This is a genomic window from Flavobacterium sp. LM4, from assembly GCF_002017935.1.
Classification (GTDB): Bacteria; Bacteroidota; Bacteroidia; order Flavobacteriales; family Flavobacteriaceae; genus Flavobacterium; species Flavobacterium chungangense.
The window spans coordinates 520,820-539,541 of sequence record NZ_MUFW01000001.1 but is presented as its reverse complement, the minus strand read 5'-3'; the positions used below and the strand labels follow the sequence as shown (position 1 = coordinate 539,541).

Below are 18,722 nucleotides of genomic sequence, written 5' to 3'. Positions count from 1 at the left end.
ATTTCAACGCAACCATTTTAAAACAATTACATCTACTAAATATAAACCTAATAATAAAATTCATGAAAAAGTTAATGTTAAGCTTATTTATAGCTTTTGGATTCAGTGCGTGTTCACTGAATGATGATTTACCTCAAGATACGTGTGGAACATATACTAACGTTTCATTTACCGGCTTTCCTCTTTCCTGCAACTATACAATTAAAGAGGCCTTACCCAATCCTGCAGCTATAATTGTAAATAGCCAGGAAAAACTGAATCAGTATTTCACACAACATGCTAATTCATGTACTGTTGCCAGTGATCCAAATATTAATTTCACTAATAACTTTTTGATTGGACTTTATTCTGGTCAAAAATCAACCACAGGTTACGGTATAAAAATCACTTCGATTGTAGAAAACAATTGCCAGATTGTTGTTAATTTTTATGAGCACGGACCACAAAGCGGAGAGACCACTAGTCCAACTGCAACCTATCCTGCTGATTATGTTTTGATTCCTAAAACGACAAAACCTATTTATTTTAACAAAACTACAGAAAACAAAGACAATATTGTTATTGGAACTTTTGGCAGTGTTAATGACTTTTTCCAACTAAATGATTACAATATTCTTAAATATCTAAATGTAGCTACCGGAATTTATGAATTTGGACAATATAAATATACTGCTACAATAAAAAGGGGTGAATACACGTTGTTCCTGAAAAGTGTCCCAACTGAAATCTTAAACTTAAAAGGCCAAACCAAAACCTACGGATCTCCAGACCCGGCAAATCAGGGTGGTGTTTATTTTGAATTACACCAAGGTGCCAGTACAACAAAAATCTATATCGACAATACTGATACAGCAGATCAAAGTACAGAAGTGAAAGCTTTCAAGAAGGCAATTAAAGACAAAATTGTACTCTTAAAAATTTAAACAAATCATGACAAAAAAACTATTCCTTTTTATTGTACTTATCATTTTTACAACTGCTTATTCATTTGAAGTTAACACAACTAAAACCAATCCCATTATTGATACGTGGGTCTGGAAAAAAACGATTGGCGGAGAAAATAATCCATATGTTTCTACTCCTAAAACAATAGGATTCAATAAAAAAATAGTTTTTACCAATGATGGAAAAATCATCACTTACAAAGATGATGTTGAGATTCGCAACAGTACGTATGAAATCAAAAAAGGGATCAGTTTTTTTGACCAGTCAGAAAAGGATCTGATCTCTTTTGAAGGCAAAACATACATTATAGAAAACCTTGATAATCAAAACTTAACAATCATAAGTAATGACTCTGATGGTACACGTACTATCTATAAAAAATAGGTTAAGAGTCTAAAAAAAGTTATTTTTGCCTAAACCAAACAACACCTCTTTTTGAAAGACGATTTAGACATATACATTAAACAATGCATACAGAATGACAGAGCAGGACAACTGAAAATTTATCAGTTGTTCTCTCCTGTTTTGTATGGTATTTGCTTAAAATATATGAAAAATGAAGACGATGCCAAAGATGTTTTTCAAGAGGCGTTTGTTATTGTTTTTCAAAAAATCCATCAATATAAATTTGAAGGCAGTTTTGAAGGTTGGCTGAAACGAATTTTTATCAATAAACTAATCGAAACTTTAAATAAGAAAAAAAAAGAAAGTTTCTTTTTGGATGTTTTTGATCCTGATACCGATTTTGTGGAAGAAGAGGAATTAGAAATTATTCCGATAGCACAAGAAAAATTACTCGAATATATCCGGGACTTACCTGATCAATACCGCATGGTTTTTAACTTATATGTTTTTGAAAAAATGAAACATAGAGAGATTGCAGAACAACTCAAAATTTCAGAAGGCACTTCTAAATCAAATTTAAACAGGGCCAAACGAATTTTACAAAAAAGAATTTTGAGTATTAAAAATTTTAAAACAGCATGAAAAAGCAGAAAATAGAAGATATTTTTTCATCAATGGAAAATTTTTCGAGTGTCCCACCACCCGAATTATGGAATAAAATTGAAGAAGAACTTGATAAACCCAAAAAGAAAAAAAGAGCAATTCTTTGGTGGTCTGCTGCTGCATGCCTTTTACTAGGGCTATTGCTTCCTTCTGTTTTACGTTTTAATTCTGATTCAGGAATTGAAACAATAAATAAAGAATCGATAGAAAAAAACGTTGTTCTTGACGAAAACAAACAAAACGCAGAGAGTAACAAAAAAATAGGTACTGAAGAAAATAATGCAGAAAAAAAGGCTGATGTTGTTGAAAATTCATCTTTAGAAAATACCGTAAAAGAATCTAATAATCCTCAAAACAACAATCCATATAGAACAACAATTACTCCTAAAAATTTCAGTACTAAAATCAATTCCGGTATTTCTGACCAGAAATCAAAAAATACAACAAAAAATACAAATCAGGCTGTGGCTGAAAAAACATTCACAGCAGGAAAACAAAATTCGTTCAATTCTTTTTCAAACAATCAGGCTTTAAAAGCTGAAAAAAGAAATGAAAATCAGGATCTGGCTGAAAAAACATTCACAGCAGGAAAACAAAACTCTTTCAATTCTTTTTCAAACAATCAGGCTTTACAAACTGAAAAAAGAAATAAAAATCAGGCTGTAGCTGAAAAAACATTTACAGCAGGAAAACAAAACTCTTTCAATTCTTTTTCAAATAATGAAGCTTTACAAGCTGAAAAAAGAAATGAAAATCAACCCGTAGCTGAAAAAACATTTACAACAGGAAAACAAAATTCGTTCAATTCTTTTTCAAACAATCAGGCTTTACAAACTGAAAAAAGAAATGAAAATCAGGCTGTGGCTGAAAAAACATTTACAACAGGAAAACAAAACTCTTCCAATTCTTATTCAAATAATGAAGCTTTACAAGCTGAAAAAAGAAATGAAAATCAAGCCGTAGCTGAAAAAACATTTACAACAGGAAAACAAAATTCGTTCAATTCTTATTCAAACAATCAGGCTTTACAAACTGAAAAAAGAAATGAAAATCAGGCTGTGGCTGAAAAAACATTTACAGCAGGAAAACAAAATTCGTTCAATTCTTTTTCAAATAATGAAGCTTTACAAGCTGAAAAAAGAAATGAAAATCAGGCTGTGGCTGAAAAAACATTCACAGCAGGAAAACAAAATTCGTTCAATTCTTTTTCAAACAATCAGGTACCAAACTCTATTTTTGAAGAAAAATTAGCTTCAAAAAACAATGCTGTTACTGTTTTAAACTCTTCTAATTTAATTTCAGAAAAGAAACAAAATACAACAAAAGAAGTTTCAAACGAAGCCCTAACAACAAAAACAATTGTTGCTGAAAATAATCAAAATAAAAATTCTGAATATACTAATTTGTTAACCAAAGTGGATTCTCTTCAATTAGTAGAATTACAAAATTTAGAAAAGGGAATTGTAGAAGTTAAAACTGAAAAAGACAAAGAAAGTAAATCTATTCCTAATTCTGAAAAATGGTCATTGGACGTTTTTGCAGGAGTTGCAAATTCTCAAAATTACGGTAAGCAAAAGACTTTAGGAAATGTTAACGAATCCAAACAAACGAACTCATATGGAGTAAAGACAAATTACAAACTCAATAAAAAATGGGCTGTAAGTTCTGGTTTAAAAATTAATGAATTAGGTCAAAGTATCGCTAATGTTTCTTATTACCAAACATCTGAAATAGCTTCATATCCTGCAATAAGCGACTATTTAATTCAGAGTCCTGCAGTAGTTGCGCCAAAGATAACAACCAACTCCAGCTATGTTTTTGTTTCAAAAAATACTCAAAACGCTTTAAAAAGCGATAATACAGAAAATGGGAATATCGAACAGAGTTTAAAATATATTGAGATGCCCCTTGAAGTTTCTTATGCGATTTTTAGCAAAAGCAAAACCAGTTTAAGTCTAAATACGGGTGGTTTTGTAGGGAAATTAATTTCAAACAATGTGACCTTAAACGGAGATTCAATAGGTGATAATTTAAATGCCAGTGACTTTGTTTACGGAACTTTACTAAGCAGTACTTTACAATATCGTTTATACAAAAAGACAAATGTTTTTGTTCAGCCTGGTATGAATTACTACATCAATCCATTAACCAAACAAACTTTTAATCAATTTCAGTGGGCATTTAATTTTGGTTTGAATGTTTCGTTTTAAATCAAGATACTAAATTATGAAAATTCCGGACAGTTGGATTAATCTGAAAACATTTCCAGATGATTTAATTTTGACTAAAGAACTGGTTTACGATTATTGCAATTTAGAATGTACACAACCTCAACCAGAAGCAGAAAGTACTGAATATAGTGCTTATCGTTTTGAGATTAATAAAAAGACAATCTGCTATAGAGAAGCTAAAATTACGCCAACAAAGACGGGGCAATTTGTCACTTTATGGAAACGTAATATATCAGGAATTATTGAACCATTTGATTTTTTGGACAGAATAGATTTTGTAATTATTAGTGTTCGAAAAGAAAATAGTTTTGGGCAATTTATTTTTCCTAAAGCTGTTTTGCTAGAAAAAGGGATTTTTTCTACAGCAACCAAAGAAGGTAAAAGAGCTACGAGAGTTTATCCACCTTGGGATGTTACGACGAGCAAACAGGCTCAGAAAACACAACAATGGCAGTTAGAATATTTTTTAGAAATATCAGAAAAACCATCTTTTGTTTCAAGAATAAAAAAAATATTTGATGTTCAATAAGTACTTTTTAAAAGAATCAAAAAAGGCAGTTCAGATTTGAACTGCCTTTTGAGTAATTGATTATTTTCTGTTTACTTTTTTATAATCTTTCCTTTAAACACAACTTTGTTATTTTCAGTCAAAGTATAAATATAAAATCCACTTTGTAAATAATTTACAGGAACTGCTGTAGTATTTATATCCTCATTTGCTCTAACTTCAACAGGATTCCCTGTTAAACGTCCATTGCTATCATACAATCTTAATTTTAATTTTTTTTCTGTATTGCTTTTTACAACAACATTTATCACATCTGTTGCCGGATTAGGAAATGTTTTTACGGCAAATGCTTTATTAGTTTCAAAATCAATTGTCCCCAGATTATCTTCTTTTAATTCAAAACGGGCAATTACAGGCCCATGGTCTGAAGTTGTGGTTGTATAGTTAGCAATATGTGTACGCGGATCATAAACAGCGATTGAATTGGAAATATATTCATCTGCTAACTCATTTGAAATAACAATATGATCAAGAAATCCTCCAGAGCTTAAAAAACTATAGGCACCTGCCTGACTGATTCCCAAAGTTAGCGCATTATAATTACTGGTATCATTAACAAACGATTCGTAAGATGAAGGATTTGGAGTAATAACAGATGCTTTTACATCATCATTAAAATCTCCCAAAATTATCAAATTAGAGTTTGGATAATGAACATCCAGACTGTCTTTCAAAAATTGAGCATCATATTTACGCATATTATATCTCCCAATATCTGTTCCGCTATTTGCACGGGCATGAAGATCAATCAGGTTAATCTCTTTTGCAACTCCGCCAATATTAGTTTCTATTTGAACCAGATACGGCAAACGGCCTGAAGAGAAAAAACTATCATCATTGCCGCCCGGATAATTAGGTAACGTTACTGTATTAGCACGCACATCATCATACAATTCTTTGAACATTACACGTGTCTTTTTTACAGTTGTCGTTTGTGTATTATAAAGTACCACTAATTTTTGAGGAGGAAAATTCGGGTCAGGAGCATTAAATGAATACGACCATGATGTTGAAATGGTTTTGTCAAATGTTTTGCCGTTGATATTTAGTTTCTGAATCAAAAGATCCAAAGACGGATCATCAGATACTTCCTGAACTACATAAACATCCGCATTTAGTTTATTCATTACTTTCGCTACATTATCAATCTGCAGGGCATCATCTGTTGGTCCAAATTCTACATTATCAGTACCTTTCACATCAGTACCAAAAAATTCTAAATTATAGGTTACGACATCAAAAGTCTCTGCTTTTGGAAGTGAAGATCCCGTTAAAGAACCTACTTGTTTGTTTAATGAAGTTCCTGTAACTGTTAGCGGGCCGGCAATTTCAAATTCTTTTACAGTCGGCGCAAATCTCGCATACAATGTTTTTCCTGCAAAAGCATCGGCTTCTGTCAAAATAATGCTGTTTTGGAATAAACTATTATCTACAGATATCTGATAATCCGCAGGTGCAGTAATCGTTACATCTCCATATCCTTTGGCTTTAAAAGCAAAAGATTGTGAAGCCGAAATGTTGTTTTGATCTACAGTACCAAAATCTAAAACAGGGTTTGAAGCTACATAACCTGATTCGTTTACAATAGCGTAATCATCAAACGACCATTCTGAAGCATTTCCTGTACCACCGCCTATTGTTGTCTCATAAACCCATGCTACATAAGTATGACTAGTTTTGAAAGCTGATAAATCAATATATTGAGATTGAACATACGATCCTGTTGTAGTTGGAAAACTGCCATCGATTTCTGTCCATGCTGCTGTTTCTGGGCTGCTTACTCCATCGTAATTCGTAGAAACCATTAATTTTAAAGCTGGTCCTGGATAGAACTTACGAGAATAAAAAGATAATGATGGTAATTTGTCAAAAGTATCTAAACGTAATTTTGGCGAAATCAACCAGTCTTTACTTGCTCCACTGTCTGAATATCCATTCATAAAAACCGCACCTGTTCCAGAATTTACATTTCTTGCTGTTGTGGTGTATGCCCATTTGTTTACAGTTCCTGCTGCATCATATTGCGTCCAGCCACTGTTGCTTAACACATTTGGATCATCAAAATTTTGAACGTATGGATTGATTCCTCTTCCTGCTAAAGATAAATTTTTAATAACAGAAGTAGATTCATGTGTAATCTGTCCTGTAAAAGCACCTGCTAAATTTGGATTAAATCTTACATAAACCGTCTGTGAAGCATTTGAAGCAAAGTCAGCAGCAGCGTAAGTAAGCATTGAAGCAAATGTTACATTATCTTTTGAGATCGAAAAATTTGGTGTAACACTAACCGTTAAATCGCTCAAAAGATCCATTGCTTGAATTTGATAACTTTTAGATGCTGATTCTAAGTTTAATTCATTAGAACCTAAATCAAGAGCACCTACAGAAGTTGTTACTACTGGTAATGCAGTTGCTGTTGTTGTAACGTCTACTTTATTTACTGCTGTTTGTAAATTTCCATATTCATCCTCAGAAACAGAAAATACGCTGTAGGCAGTTGATAGCGTTAAACCAGCAATATTTTTCGTATAAGCCGATGAAGCATCTGCTATAGTTAAAAATCCTGCTTGTAAAGCAGCATTTCCGTTGGCATCTAATCCTGCTTTTACGTGAGCAGGAGTTGGAACTGTATTCCCGTCTGCAAGCAAAACATAATAAGTTTTTCCGATTTCATTCAACTTATCCGAAAAATCAAAATGGGTTGAGGATATATTAGCAGATTTTGGAAATCCGGTTTCGTTTACTGGCGCTGTGTGATCGCTGTTTACATCAATATTGTCAATTGCGAAAGAAGGACGAGAACCAGAACCTGAAAGTTGTCTTGCAATCCATCTAAGCTGCACGACTGGCTGATTATCACAATCTGAAGGCAATGTTACTTTTATAACTTGAGGATTTTGCGCCGCAGTATCTCCAGCTCCTATTTTTTGAGTTGAATTATTGACATAAACAGTAGTTGGCAAAGTTGTGAATGCTGCTGTTGTTCCGACTCTGTATTGTAATACGAACTCATTAACTCTAGTTGTTGCCGGGCTTCCTACTCCTGTTGGATTACGAATCACCATCGCATCATATTGAACTTGAATTCCGTAGAAATTAGTAGTTTCTAATGCAAGACCAATTGCCTGATCAAGGAAGCTTCCCGCATTTAAAATTCCTATTTTGTCATTAAAATTATAAACATCTCCAGAAGTAGAACTAGCAGAACCTGCAGTTAAACCTTTATTTCCTACTATAGTACCCGAGGTTGTAAAATTTGATGGAGTTGGTAAGCTTGAAGGAGTACTTGCAGACCAGCCTTGAATTCCTAAAGGAAAAGTTGTTCCTAAGCCTGTAAAATTCTGCTTATAAGGAAGTTTCTGCCCTTCCGGCATTGTCTGCGCATTTACACTTAAAGAAAAGCAATAAAAAAAACTAAAAAAAGCCATTAAATGGCGTACAGAGTAGATCTTTTTCATATTTAAAAAATAGAGTTTTTAGAAATCAAATTTATACCCTTTAAAGTTAAGGGAATATTATAAAACTATAAACTTAAATACACTAAACTTATAAACATTTCACATCAATAGCTAAAAAATTCGACAACTAATTAAATTATTCACAACCTTTCTTCAATTGAAATGATGATATTATTTTTTTAAGCCCCGCTATTTTTTTTTAACAAAAAACTCTAAACATAAAGCTATACCTACAATTATACTGCAAATAAGTAAAGCAAAAAAGACTGAATGAAAAACAGACAGTCTTTGTATTGTATAATGAAAGAATTTTAAAGAGTTATGTTTTAATTTCCCTCATCCAATTTCATATTTCCTCTGTCTTCATGACTTTCAGGATTTGAATTAGGATACCGATTTGGTGTAATATCCGAATTTCGGTCTTTGTTTTCGACTGTCTTTTTTGCTTCTTCTTCTGTAGAAACACCACGGTTTGCATTGGCATCCTCCATACTTGCATCACCTTTTACTTTTTGAATATCCTCGTTTTCATTTCGTGCCCTTTCTACTATTTGTTTATTTCCCTGCACATCCGTAACAACTTCTTTTTTTAAATTTGCATCCTCAGATTTGCCGTCGTGAGAAATATTTTTTCCTTTCGATTCGTCTATATTTTTTTGTACTCCATTTATCTTTTTAGAGCCTAAATTATTAGTTTCCATATCATTATTATTTAAAATTACTATTATAATATTACGAATTCTAAATTTTAAAACTAAATGATTTAACATTGCCTTTAGTTTATTATACGATTATTTTTAATGAAGATGAAACAAACTATCTTTGCAAAAAATTAAAAATGCACAGACACTTTATTCTTTTTAAACCTTATGGCTACCTCAGCCAATTTATTTATGAATTAAAAAGAAAGAAAAAGCTTTTAGGTGAATTGCATGATTTTCCGGAAGGGACAATGGCAATAGGAAGGCTCGATGAAGACTCTGAAGGTTTGCTTTTGCTGACTACAGACGGAAAAGTCAGCGAACAGATAAGAAGCAAGAAAGTAGACAAAGAATATTACGTTCAGGTTGACGGAATTATAACTCCCGAAGCCATTGAACAATTGCAGCAAGGTGTAGAAATTGGTTTTGAAGGAGTAAAATACAAAACAAAATCCTGTACCGCTTTTATCGTTACCGAAATTCCTGATTTTGGTCCAAGAGCCAAAAAGATCAGGGACGAACGTCATGGTCCAACCTCATGGGCTTCGATAACAGTTAATGAAGGAAAATTTCGTCAGGTTCGAAAAATGACCGCCGCAGTTGGTTTTCCTACTTTAAGACTTGTACGTGTTCGAATAGGAAATGTATATTTGCAAAACTTAAAAGCGGGTGAAGTTCGTGAGGTTGATCAATTAGAGAATTAGATGATGTGGCAATTAGCCAATTAGATAATTCCAAAAAAACTTATCACTTATAACTCAAAACTCAAAAAAAACATGCTAAACGTTGTTCTCGTAGAACCGGAAATACCAAACAATACCGGAAATATTGGCCGCTTGTGTGTAGGCACAGAAAGCAGACTGCATTTAATTCATCCGTTTGGATTTGTAATTAATGATAAAAACCTAAAACGTTCCGGCTTGGATTATTGGGTTCACCTTGACGTAACCGAATATCAAAATATTGAAGAATGGATAGCACAGATTCCGGATCAATCACGGGTGTTTTTAATGAGTTCACATTCTGATAAATCGTATCTGGAAAATGAATTTCAGGATGGTGACTGGCTGGTATTCGGGAAAGAAAGTGTTGGTTTGAGTAAGGAGTTTATGGCAAGATTCGAAAATCATTTGACTATTCCGATGTCTCCGCTTATTCGTTCTTTTAATATTGCTAATTCAGTTGCGTTTGTGGTTGGGGAAGCTAAGAGGCAGATTGGATTGAAGAAATTTAATCATTAAATCAACAAAATGTCTGAAAGAATAATATTTACATTCGAAATAATATTAATTGATTTTTTTGCAGCATATGGTTTAATCACAATTCTATATCTAATTCTTTCAATTTTCACAAAAAACCAACTTATTAAACAAGTTGATGAGCAATCTAATCGTTCTATTTCCTTTGTTGGAATTATTTATTTAATTGTATGGATGATTGCAACTATAACTGATTTAAACAGCATAGATGAAGAAAGTAAAGCTTCTCTACTCAGTAGAATGTTTGGAGAATATTGGTTTACAGTGTGGCTTCAGCCATTCCTTTGGTTTTCTATTACTCAATTATTACGATTTAAAGTAATCCGGAAAAATATTCTATTGAGATTAGTTTTTAGTATTTTACTAATTCTTTCAATAGAAAGAATAGTAATAATCATAACCTCTTTTCACAGGGATTATTTACCTAGTTCCTGGTCAATGTATTCAAGTATTTATCCTTCAAACATTTTCATTAAATTGCCGATGAGGATTTCTTTTTTCTTAGCTTTTGTTGGATTTTTTGTATTTATTAATCGAAAAATAAACGGGTGGAAATCAAAAAAAAACTAACTCACAATAAACTTCCCTTTCTCTGCATCAAAAACAATATGTTCGTCTTTAAATAATGTTGCAAAACTTCCTTGTGAAATTAAATTGCAAGGTTCATCCTGTACTACCATTTCGGGCGTCATTATAATCATTTCGTCACTTAACTGAATTGCCAGATCAATGTCGTGTGTTGAAAACAAAATGCATTTTTGAGTTTCCTGTGTTAGCTTTTTCAGCAATTTGAACAGTGAAACTTTATGCAGTAAATCGAGATGTGTTGTAGGTTCGTCCAGAATAATCAAGGGCGTGTCCTGTGCCAGAGCTCTAGCAATTAAAACTTTTTGCAATTGACCATCACTTATTTCAAAATGCCTTTTTGTAGCTAAATGTTCTATTTGGGTTAATGCCATTGCCTGCCTTACTTTATCAATATCAGTTTCTATTAAAGTTCCCACCCAATTGGTGTAAGGCTGACGGCCCAATGCCACCAATTCAAAGACTGAGAGATTACTTGGGGGCAGTTTTTCAGTTAAAACTAAACTTAGGCTTTGTGCTAAATCTAATGGTTTGTAGGTGTTTATATTTTTATCATTTAGAGAGACACTTCCTTCTAGTGCAGGCTGAATTCCTGTAATCGTTCTCAGTAAAGTTGACTTTCCTACTCCATTGGCTCCAATTAAAGCAATGAGTTTTCCCGAATCGAAAGTCAGATTTAAATCCTGGGCAATAGTCACAGCAACTTTCTTGATTTTGTAGCCAATACTTAAATTTGAAGTTGAGAGGATGGTGTTCATTTTTGCCATTGATTTAAACTAATTACTTAAAATTACTTTTTCGTACCAATAACCAAATCACAACTGGTGCCCCAATTATAGATGTAATAGCATTTATTGGAAGCGTCACATCAAAACCGGGCATTTGAGAAACTATATCACAAAATAGCACGATAATAGCTCCAAAAAGCAAAGTACTCCAAAACAAAATCATATGATTACTGGTTTGGAAAGTCAGTTTTGCAATATGCGGAACTGCAAGACCAATAAAAGCAATCGGACCTGCAAAAGCAGTGATACTTCCGGCTAGAATACTGGTCGCAAAAATGATTATTAATCTGGCTTTTTTAAAATTCAACCCCATGCTTTTTGCATAATTTTCTCCCAGTAGCAAAGCGTTCAAAGGCTTGATACTGCATGCACTTAAAACTAAGCCAAAAGACACACTAATAGCTAAAACAATGATTGATTTCCATGAAAGGTTTCCAAGATTTCCTAAGGACCAAAAAGTAAATTTCTGAAGCTGTTCAGCAGTACTAAAATAGGTCAAAACACTTACGATTGCTGTTGTAAAGCTTCCAAACATTAATCCAACGATCAAAATTGCCATTGTATCCCGTAATCGCTGTGAAACTAACAAAACCAAGAGTAAAACGAGTGTGCTTCCTAAAGTCGAAGCAAAAACAATTCCGTATGATGATAATGCAATTATTTTCAAAAAGGGTGGCAAAAAGCCTGCCCCCAGAATTACAAAAGCTACACCCAAACTTGCACCTGAACTTAATCCTAAAACATAAGGTCCTGCAAGCGGATTTCTAAACAAAGTCTGCATTAGCAAACCGCTTATTGAAAGTCCGGTTCCAACTAAAATGGCGGTAATGGCTTTTGGCAAACGATAATTAATAATGATATATTCCCAAGTCGATTTACTAGCCTCACCTCCTGTTAAACTTGCATAAACATCTTTAAACGGAATATTAACAGAACCCAAACTAATACTCGCAAAAAACATCAGAAGAAGTCCTAAAGCTAAAATGCTAAATAAAATCGTATTTCTTTTTCTGTTCGGCAATTTAATTCAGTTTAGTTGCAAAAGTAAACTCATAACCCGGCAACAAATCCGGATGAAAAATTTTAATATAATCTTTCAAAACCAAATCAGGCCTGCTTGGTGATAATTCATAATAAATAGTTCCGCCTGTAGCTCCAAACTTACTTTCTAAACAATAAACTGATTTGTTTTTAAAAGCATCAAATTCATTATAATGCGGATTTGCTTTTTGTAATTCGTCTAAAGTTTTAAAGGATCCTGAAACAATCCAGAAGTTTGCGGTTTTGGCTTTGTCCAAAACTTTTTCAAATGACAAGCCCTGGCTTCCGGTGCCTTCTAAATCTGACCATAAATAATTGGACTGAGCATCTTTCATAAATTTGGCAACCCAGCTGTTTCCTTTTGCCACATACCATACATCTTCATACATTGAACCGTACAAAACAGTAGAAGCTGCAGATTTTCCGGCTACTAATTTTTTTGCCTGATTATAACTTGTCACAATTTTATCGAATAATTCTTTTGCTTTGTCTTCTTTTCCAAATAAAGCTCCATAAAGTTTAATCCATTCCGCTTTGCCAAGTGGAGACTGCTCCATCCAATCAGCCTGAATTAGTACATTTAAGCCACTTTTTTTCAAATTATCCAGCATTGGATTATTATTGTCTACTCCAAAAGTCACAATCAAATCCGGTGACAATTCTATTAATTGTTCCATATTTAATTTTTCGTTCTGCCCCACATTTTTAACAGCACCTTTATCTATTAATGCTCTGGTTTTTTCAGAAGAAATATAATCTGTATGTGGAAACCCCGTCAGTTTATTTTCGACATCGAGCATTTCAAGAAACGGAATATTGGTTGTTGAAGTCACCACAACTGATTCCAAAGGCACTTTAATCGTTGTATAATTCTGCAGGCTGTCAGGCACTTCAGCATCTTTTTCTTTTAAAATATATTTAAAATTTTTATTGGCTTCCGGCCAGGGATTCGAAACTGTCACAACTGAATATCCTTCGTGTTTTACAATAGAAAGTCCGGAAGCATACTCGATAGTATTTTTAGGAATTTTAGAAGTTACAATTTGTTTGCTTTCATTTTTCTTACATCCTGTCAGTATAAAAAATGAGACAATAAAAATAAATTTAGAAAATAAATGTTTCATATGCATGTTATATTGTTTCAGGAAATATGGCATTATTATTGTCTGCTCCCAATAATGTCTTTATCAATAATGACAAAGGTAACGTAATTTATTATTTTTTTTACCCACCTTTATTCTTACAAATTTAGACAAACCAATTTTTAAATATTTATGAATAATATAAAAACGAAAGTTTGTTCAAGCTGTGAATCTTCCTTTAGCTGCGGTAATATTTCTCCTGAAAACAATTGCTGGTGCAATGACTTCCCCCCGATTTTTAATCTTTCAGAAGGAGGAGACTGTCTTTGTCCAGAATGTTTTAAAGAAGCATGTATCGACAAAATTGATGCCTATGTAGAAACTATTACTCCTAAAAAAGCACTTAAAAACAAAGCCATATGCTTACCAAAAACTGAAAAACTAATTGAAGACATTGATTATTACATTGAAAATGGCAATTATGTTTTTAAAACATGGTTTCATTTAAAAAGAGGAACCTGTTGCGGTAATGCCTGTCGTCATTGTCCTTATTAATTGTTAATTATAAATTGTTAGTTGTTAATGAAAAATAACATTGTAAAAGATAAAAGTTTTGATTTTGCTATTCGAATAGTTAAATTACATCAATATCTATGGATTGAGAAAAAAGAATTCACTCTCTCCAAACAGCTCCTGCGATCCGAAACCAGTATTGGTGCTATGATAAGAGAAGCAGAGCATGCTGAAAGTAAAAATGATTTTATTCATAAATTTGCAATAGCTCAAAAAGAAGCCAATGAAACAATTTATTGGTTGGAACTTCTCAAAGCAACTGACTATTTAAATGAAAAAGAATTCGGGAACATTAACAATGATGCAATTACAATATTAAAATTAATAACCAGCATAATTAAAACTACTAAAAGCCAAGTTATGGCTAAGTAAGTTCTTTCTTAATTAATAACTAACAATTTACAATCAACAATTTAAATAATGATTTACTTAATTACCGGAGGTGAACGTTCCGGAAAAAGCAGCTACGCTCAGACTTTAGCTTTACAGCTTTCAAATGCGCCAATTTATGTCGCTACGGCCAGAAAATGGGATGCTGATTTCCAGAACCGAATTGACCGTCATCAACAGGAACGCGACGAACGATGGACCAATATTGAAAAAGAAAAATATTTGAGTGAAATTGACTTTTCAGACAAAACAGCTTTGATTGACTGCGTAACGCTCTGGCTGACCAATTTTTTTGTTGATACCAAAAATGATGTCTCATTATCACTTGAAGAAGCAAAAAGCGAATTTGAAAAAATAGCCAGTCAACCCAATACTAACCTGATTATTGTTACAAACGAAATTGGAATGGGCGTTCATGCCGATACTCACATTGGCAGAAAATTTACCGAACTGCAAGGCTGGATGAATCAGTTTCTGGCTTCAAATGCAGACGAAGTGGTTTTGATGGTTTCAGGTATTCCGGTTAAAATAAAAGGTTAGGCAAATTTCAATGGCAAAAATCAATTTCAAAAACAATGGCAATTTCAAAAATCAATATCAATTAATAAACAAATTCCAACATTTTAAATTCCAAATTCCAAAGCTCTGCCTTAACTTTACATAAATTCAAACATCAAGATTATTGCAATTGATTTTTGAAATTGTAATTGATATTGATTTTGACATTGTAATTGATTTTTAAAAATGAGCAATCTGGACGATATACTAAAATCACGTCGTGATACCCGACATTTTACAGCCGATACCGTTCCTGACGAGGTGATTAAAAAAGCTTTGCAGGCCGGACATTGGGCACCTTCTGTAGGATTGACGGATGCCACAAGATATTATATCATCAAATCTGCAGAAGTAAAGAGTGCAGTTAAAAATTTATTTTTGGATTATAATAAAAAGGCCGAAGAACTTACAGATAATCCAGAGCAAAAAGAACATTACAAATCCCTGAAACTGGAAGCGATTGAAGAAGCCCCAATCGGGCTTATCATTGCGTACGACAGATCGGTTCTGAATCAATTTACAATTGGAACTGTTGGAAGCAATGAGGCAGTAAAATTTAGTTCGGTTTGTGCAGCTCAAAATATCTGGCTATCCCTTACAGAGCAAGGATATGGGATGGGATGGGTTTCGATTTTGAATTATTATCAGTTTAAAAAAATACTTAACCTACCTCAAAACATTGAACCTCTGGGGTATTTCTGTATTGGAAAACCTGCAACCAATTACGATAATCAACCGATGTTACAGCAACTGCATTGGAAACAAAAATCTGAAACTCCGGATTGTACAGAAATTAAAAATGTTAATCTAAATCATGTGTCGGATTTTGTTTTAAAACCTCAATCTGAAACTGAAGACGAAACCAATTTCAACATACTGCTGCAGGAAAAAATAGATTCTAAAACCAAACCTGTTGGTGCTTTAGGCACTTTAGAAACTTTGGCTTTTCAGTTAGGGACAGTTTTTAAAACTTTAAATCCAAAAATAAACAATCCTAATATTGTCGTTTTTGCAGCTGATCACGGAATTGCAAATCACGGTGTAAGTGCTTATCCACAGGATGTAACCAGACAAATGGTTGGTAATTTTCTGGAAGGCGGTGCTGCAATTAATGTTTTTTGCAATCAGCATGATATTCAACTTTCAATTGTCGATTCCGGGGTTAATTATGATTTCCCAACAAATGCTAAACTGATCAATGCGAAAATCGCAAAAGGAACCCAATCTTTTTTGCATGCGCCGGCAATGAGTGAAACCGAATTGCAATTGTGTTTTGAAAAAGGAAAATCAGTTGTCGAAACTATTGCCAAAACAGGTTCTAATTGTATTGGTTTTGGTGAAATGGGAATTGGAAACACTTCGACAGCTTCAGTTCTGATGAGCGTTTTAACCGGTTTTCCGATTGAAGAATGTGTTGGAAAAGGAACAGGAGTTATTGATAAAAATTTAATTCAGAAACAAAATCTGCTTAAAAAAGCGATTGAAAATTATTCTGGTCCGGCCGAATTAATGCAGCAGCTCGCCTACTTTGGAGGTTTTGAAATCATACAAATGACAAGCGGAATGTTAACAGCTTTCGGGAACAATATGATTGTTTTGGTTGATGGCTTTATTTGCAGTGTTGCCTTTTTAATTGCTTCGAAAATAAATCCTGATATTTTACAAAATGCTGTTTTCTGCCACTGCTCTGCCGAAAAAGCACATCAAAAATTATTGAATTATCTGCAGGTAAAACCAATTTTAAATTTAGATTTGCGCCTTGGAGAAGGAACAGGCTGTGCTGTTGCTTTTCCTATTCTGAAATCTGCTGAGGCTTTTTTGAATGAAATGGCGAGTTTTGAAAGTGCGGGAGTGAGCAGGAAATAAAAGCAATTGCAAAATTCAATTTCAATCAAAATATAAAAATTAAATCTTTTAATGAAAAAGGAACTACATATATTCTTTACATGTCTAATGTTTTACACCCGGATTCCATGTCCGAAAAACATCAGTCACGATCCTGAATATTTAAACAAAGCCACACGATATTTCCCTTTAATTGGCTGGATTGTGGGAAGCATATCATTTGTTGCTTTCTATGTTTCTTCTCTTTTTCTTTCTACAGAAACAGCTGTTATTTTAGCAATCATTACTTCTATACTCACAACAGGCGCCTTTCACGAAGATGGCTTTGCTGATGTCTGCGATGGTTTTGGCGGAGGCTGGACTAAAGAAAAAATCCTCATGATTATGAAAGACAGTGCAATTGGCGCTTATGGTGCGATTGGTTTAGTACTGCTTTTTTTATTGAAATTCAAATTACTTTCTGAATCTGTTTTACTTTTTTCGAGTGAAAAATATTTGGTTTTTCTGCTGTTTATTTCTGCACATGCATTGAGCCGTTTGGCTGCAATCTCAATTATTTTTACACATCAATATTCGCGCGATGATGCTTCGAGTAAAAGCAAGCCCATTGCAAAAAACCATGGCTGGAAAGAAGTTCTAGGATCCTTTTTCTTTGGGTTAATTCCGCTATTGGCACTCTCCTATTTTCAATATAAAATACTTTTAGTTTTAATTCCTGTTTTCCTGACTCGTTATTTTTTAGCTCGTTATTTTCAAAAATGGATTGACGGCTATACCGGTGATTGTCTGGGCGCTACCCAACAAGTTTGCGAAGTGCTTTATTATTTAAGCATTCTTTTTATATGGAAATTTATTTAGTTCGCCATACCGAAACGACCTGCGAAAAAGGAATTTGCTACGGACAATCTGATGTAGATTTAGCGGAGCCTTTTGAGTCTGTTTTCGAAAACATCCTTTCACAACTACCTTCTAAAGCAATAATTTTTTCGAGTCCGTTGAAACGATGTGTGATTTTGGCGAAATACATTCAAAAAAATATAAATACGATTTCTTACCAGGAAGATAATCGCTTGAAAGAAATGCATTTTGGCGATTGGGAAATGAAAACGTGGAATGAAATTCCGCCGGAGCAACTCAATCCATGGATGGAAAATTTTGTTAATATCCGTGCTTCAAACGGAGAATCTTTTGTGGAATTACACGAAAGAACTGGCGATTTCTTATCCGAAATTAAATCAAAAAAGTCCCATTTACCGATTATCATCGTAACGCATGCCGGCATCATCAGAAGCTTTTTGTGCTATCATTCATCACTACCTTTAAAAGATGCTTTTCAGAATAAAGCAGACTTTGGAGAGGTCATCAAAATCAATTTTTAAGGCGTCTTTTCTTTATCAAGTGTTTTAAAAAGTAAAACAAATTTGAATTTTACACTTTTTTAACTTTATCTTTGCACCCGATTAAGGTTGTGTTTTTGATTAAAAAACACATTAAAAGGGAATCAAGTGACTGATTTTAAGTATTTTAAAATCAAATTCTTGAGCTGTACCCGCAACTGTAAGCTTAGTTCTTTTTAAAAGAATGCTTGTTGTTATCTACAAAACCACTGTCACGGCTGCGTGATGGGAAGGTAAACAACAAGACGCAAGCCAGGAGACCTGCCTTATTAACAAATATCGAACTCTCGGGA

Annotated in this window: 19 protein-coding genes and 1 riboswitch; of the genes, 14 read left to right on the top strand and 5 right to left on the bottom strand. The window is 33.5% G+C overall.

The window, feature by feature from the left end:
• Positions 1 to 62: 62 nt before the first annotated feature.
• Genes BXU10_RS02385 through BXU10_RS02365 form a run of 5 tightly spaced genes read left to right on the top strand, consistent with a single transcriptional unit; the run spans position 63 to position 4,713 of the window.
• Positions 63 to 923: a protease complex subunit PrcB family protein gene (locus tag BXU10_RS02385; RefSeq protein ID WP_078225948.1), complete on the top strand. Its 861-nt coding sequence runs from the start codon at positions 63 to 65 to the stop codon at positions 921 to 923.
• A 7-nt stretch (positions 924 to 930) separates the two neighbouring features.
• The gene (locus BXU10_RS02380) at positions 931 to 1,329 is read left to right on the top strand and encodes a hypothetical protein (protein WP_078225947.1); all 399 of its coding nucleotides are present in this window, start codon (positions 931 to 933) and stop codon (positions 1,327 to 1,329) included.
• A gap of 51 nt (positions 1,330 to 1,380) precedes the next feature.
• Positions 1,381 to 1,932, top strand: coding sequence for an RNA polymerase sigma factor (locus BXU10_RS02375; RefSeq protein WP_078225946.1), 552 nt, complete (start codon positions 1,381 to 1,383; stop codon positions 1,930 to 1,932).
• Positions 1,929 to 4,163, top strand: a complete 2,235-nt coding sequence (locus BXU10_RS02370) for a hypothetical protein (RefSeq protein ID WP_078225945.1) — start codon at positions 1,929 to 1,931, stop codon at positions 4,161 to 4,163. The genes BXU10_RS02375 and BXU10_RS02370 overlap by 4 nt, the downstream gene beginning before the upstream one ends.
• A gap of 16 nt (positions 4,164 to 4,179) precedes the next feature.
• Complete coding sequence (locus BXU10_RS02365; protein ID WP_078225944.1) at positions 4,180 to 4,713, top strand: MepB family protein; 534 nt, start codon at positions 4,180 to 4,182, stop codon at positions 4,711 to 4,713.
• Positions 4,714 to 4,784: 71 nt separating this feature from the next.
• On the opposite strand, the gene BXU10_RS02360 is transcribed toward BXU10_RS02365, so the two are convergent.
• Both BXU10_RS02360 and BXU10_RS02355 read right to left on the bottom strand, forming a co-directional pair.
• Positions 4,785 to 8,210 carry a choice-of-anchor J domain-containing protein gene (locus BXU10_RS02360; protein WP_078225943.1) on the bottom strand — a complete coding sequence of 1,142 codons (3,426 nt, stop codon included), beginning with the start codon at positions 8,208 to 8,210 and terminating at the stop codon, positions 4,785 to 4,787.
• Positions 8,211 to 8,536: 326 nt separating this feature from the next.
• Positions 8,537 to 8,911, bottom strand: a complete 375-nt coding sequence (locus tag BXU10_RS02355; protein ID WP_078227890.1) for a hypothetical protein — start codon at positions 8,909 to 8,911, stop codon at positions 8,537 to 8,539.
• A gap of 137 nt (positions 8,912 to 9,048) precedes the next feature.
• Between BXU10_RS02355 and BXU10_RS02350 the strand changes: the two genes are divergently transcribed.
• The 3 genes from BXU10_RS02350 (at position 9,049) to BXU10_RS02340 (ending at position 10,740) form a co-directional block, all read left to right on the top strand.
• Positions 9,049 to 9,615 (top strand): pseudouridine synthase, encoded by a 567-nt coding sequence (locus BXU10_RS02350; RefSeq protein ID WP_078227889.1) that lies wholly within the window; start codon positions 9,049 to 9,051, stop codon positions 9,613 to 9,615.
• 72 nt (positions 9,616 to 9,687) lie between these two features.
• Positions 9,688 to 10,152: a tRNA (cytidine(34)-2'-O)-methyltransferase gene (locus BXU10_RS02345; protein ID WP_078225942.1), complete on the top strand. Its 465-nt coding sequence runs from the start codon at positions 9,688 to 9,690 to the stop codon at positions 10,150 to 10,152.
• 9 nt (positions 10,153 to 10,161) lie between these two features.
• A complete protein-coding gene (locus BXU10_RS02340; RefSeq protein ID WP_078225941.1) occupies positions 10,162 to 10,740 on the top strand; it encodes a hypothetical protein in 579 nt (192 codons plus the stop codon).
• Here the strand turns inward: BXU10_RS02340 and BXU10_RS02335 are convergent.
• Genes BXU10_RS02335 through BXU10_RS02325 form a run of 3 tightly spaced genes read right to left on the bottom strand, consistent with a single transcriptional unit; the run spans position 10,737 to position 13,708 of the window.
• Positions 10,737 to 11,513: an ABC transporter ATP-binding protein gene (locus tag BXU10_RS02335; protein WP_078227888.1), complete on the bottom strand. Its 777-nt coding sequence runs from the start codon at positions 11,511 to 11,513 to the stop codon at positions 10,737 to 10,739. The genes BXU10_RS02340 and BXU10_RS02335 overlap by 4 nt on opposite strands.
• Positions 11,514 to 11,535: 22 nt before the next feature.
• Positions 11,536 to 12,564: an iron ABC transporter permease gene (locus BXU10_RS02330; RefSeq protein ID WP_123921939.1), complete on the bottom strand. Its 1,029-nt coding sequence runs from the start codon at positions 12,562 to 12,564 to the stop codon at positions 11,536 to 11,538.
• Between the two features lies 1 nt (position 12,565).
• Entirely contained in the window at positions 12,566 to 13,708 is a 1,143-nt protein-coding gene (locus BXU10_RS02325) for an ABC transporter substrate-binding protein (protein WP_078225940.1), read from the bottom strand.
• Positions 13,709 to 13,858: 150 nt separating this feature from the next.
• On the opposite strand from BXU10_RS02325, the gene BXU10_RS02320 reads away from it, so the two are divergent.
• The 6 genes from BXU10_RS02320 to cobC all read left to right on the top strand — a co-directional run bounded on the left by BXU10_RS02320 (position 13,859) and on the right by cobC (position 18,411).
• Positions 13,859 to 14,221, top strand: coding sequence for a DUF5522 domain-containing protein (locus BXU10_RS02320; RefSeq protein WP_031457597.1), 363 nt, complete (start codon positions 13,859 to 13,861; stop codon positions 14,219 to 14,221).
• Positions 14,222 to 14,248: 27 nt separating this feature from the next.
• Positions 14,249 to 14,611 (top strand): four helix bundle protein, encoded by a 363-nt coding sequence (locus BXU10_RS02315; RefSeq protein WP_078225939.1) that lies wholly within the window; start codon positions 14,249 to 14,251, stop codon positions 14,609 to 14,611.
• A gap of 48 nt (positions 14,612 to 14,659) precedes the next feature.
• Positions 14,660 to 15,169, top strand: coding sequence for a bifunctional adenosylcobinamide kinase/adenosylcobinamide-phosphate guanylyltransferase (gene cobU, locus BXU10_RS02310; RefSeq protein WP_078225938.1), 510 nt, complete (start codon positions 14,660 to 14,662; stop codon positions 15,167 to 15,169).
• Positions 15,170 to 15,373: 204 nt separating this feature from the next.
• Complete coding sequence (cobT, locus tag BXU10_RS02305) at positions 15,374 to 17,053, top strand: nicotinate-nucleotide--dimethylbenzimidazole phosphoribosyltransferase (RefSeq protein ID WP_078225937.1); 1,680 nt, start codon at positions 15,374 to 15,376, stop codon at positions 17,051 to 17,053.
• Between the two features lie 51 nt (positions 17,054 to 17,104).
• The gene (locus BXU10_RS02300) at positions 17,105 to 17,890 is read left to right on the top strand and encodes an adenosylcobinamide-GDP ribazoletransferase (protein ID WP_078225936.1); all 786 of its coding nucleotides are present in this window, start codon (positions 17,105 to 17,107) and stop codon (positions 17,888 to 17,890) included.
• Positions 17,875 to 18,411 carry an alpha-ribazole phosphatase gene (gene cobC, locus BXU10_RS02295; protein ID WP_078225935.1) on the top strand — a complete coding sequence of 179 codons (537 nt, stop codon included), beginning with the start codon at positions 17,875 to 17,877 and terminating at the stop codon, positions 18,409 to 18,411. Before BXU10_RS02300 ends, cobC begins: the two co-directional genes overlap by 16 nt.
• A gap of 67 nt (positions 18,412 to 18,478) precedes the next feature.
• Positions 18,479 to 18,713, top strand: a riboswitch (cobalamin riboswitch).
• The last annotated feature ends 9 nt before the right edge of the window (positions 18,714 to 18,722 follow it).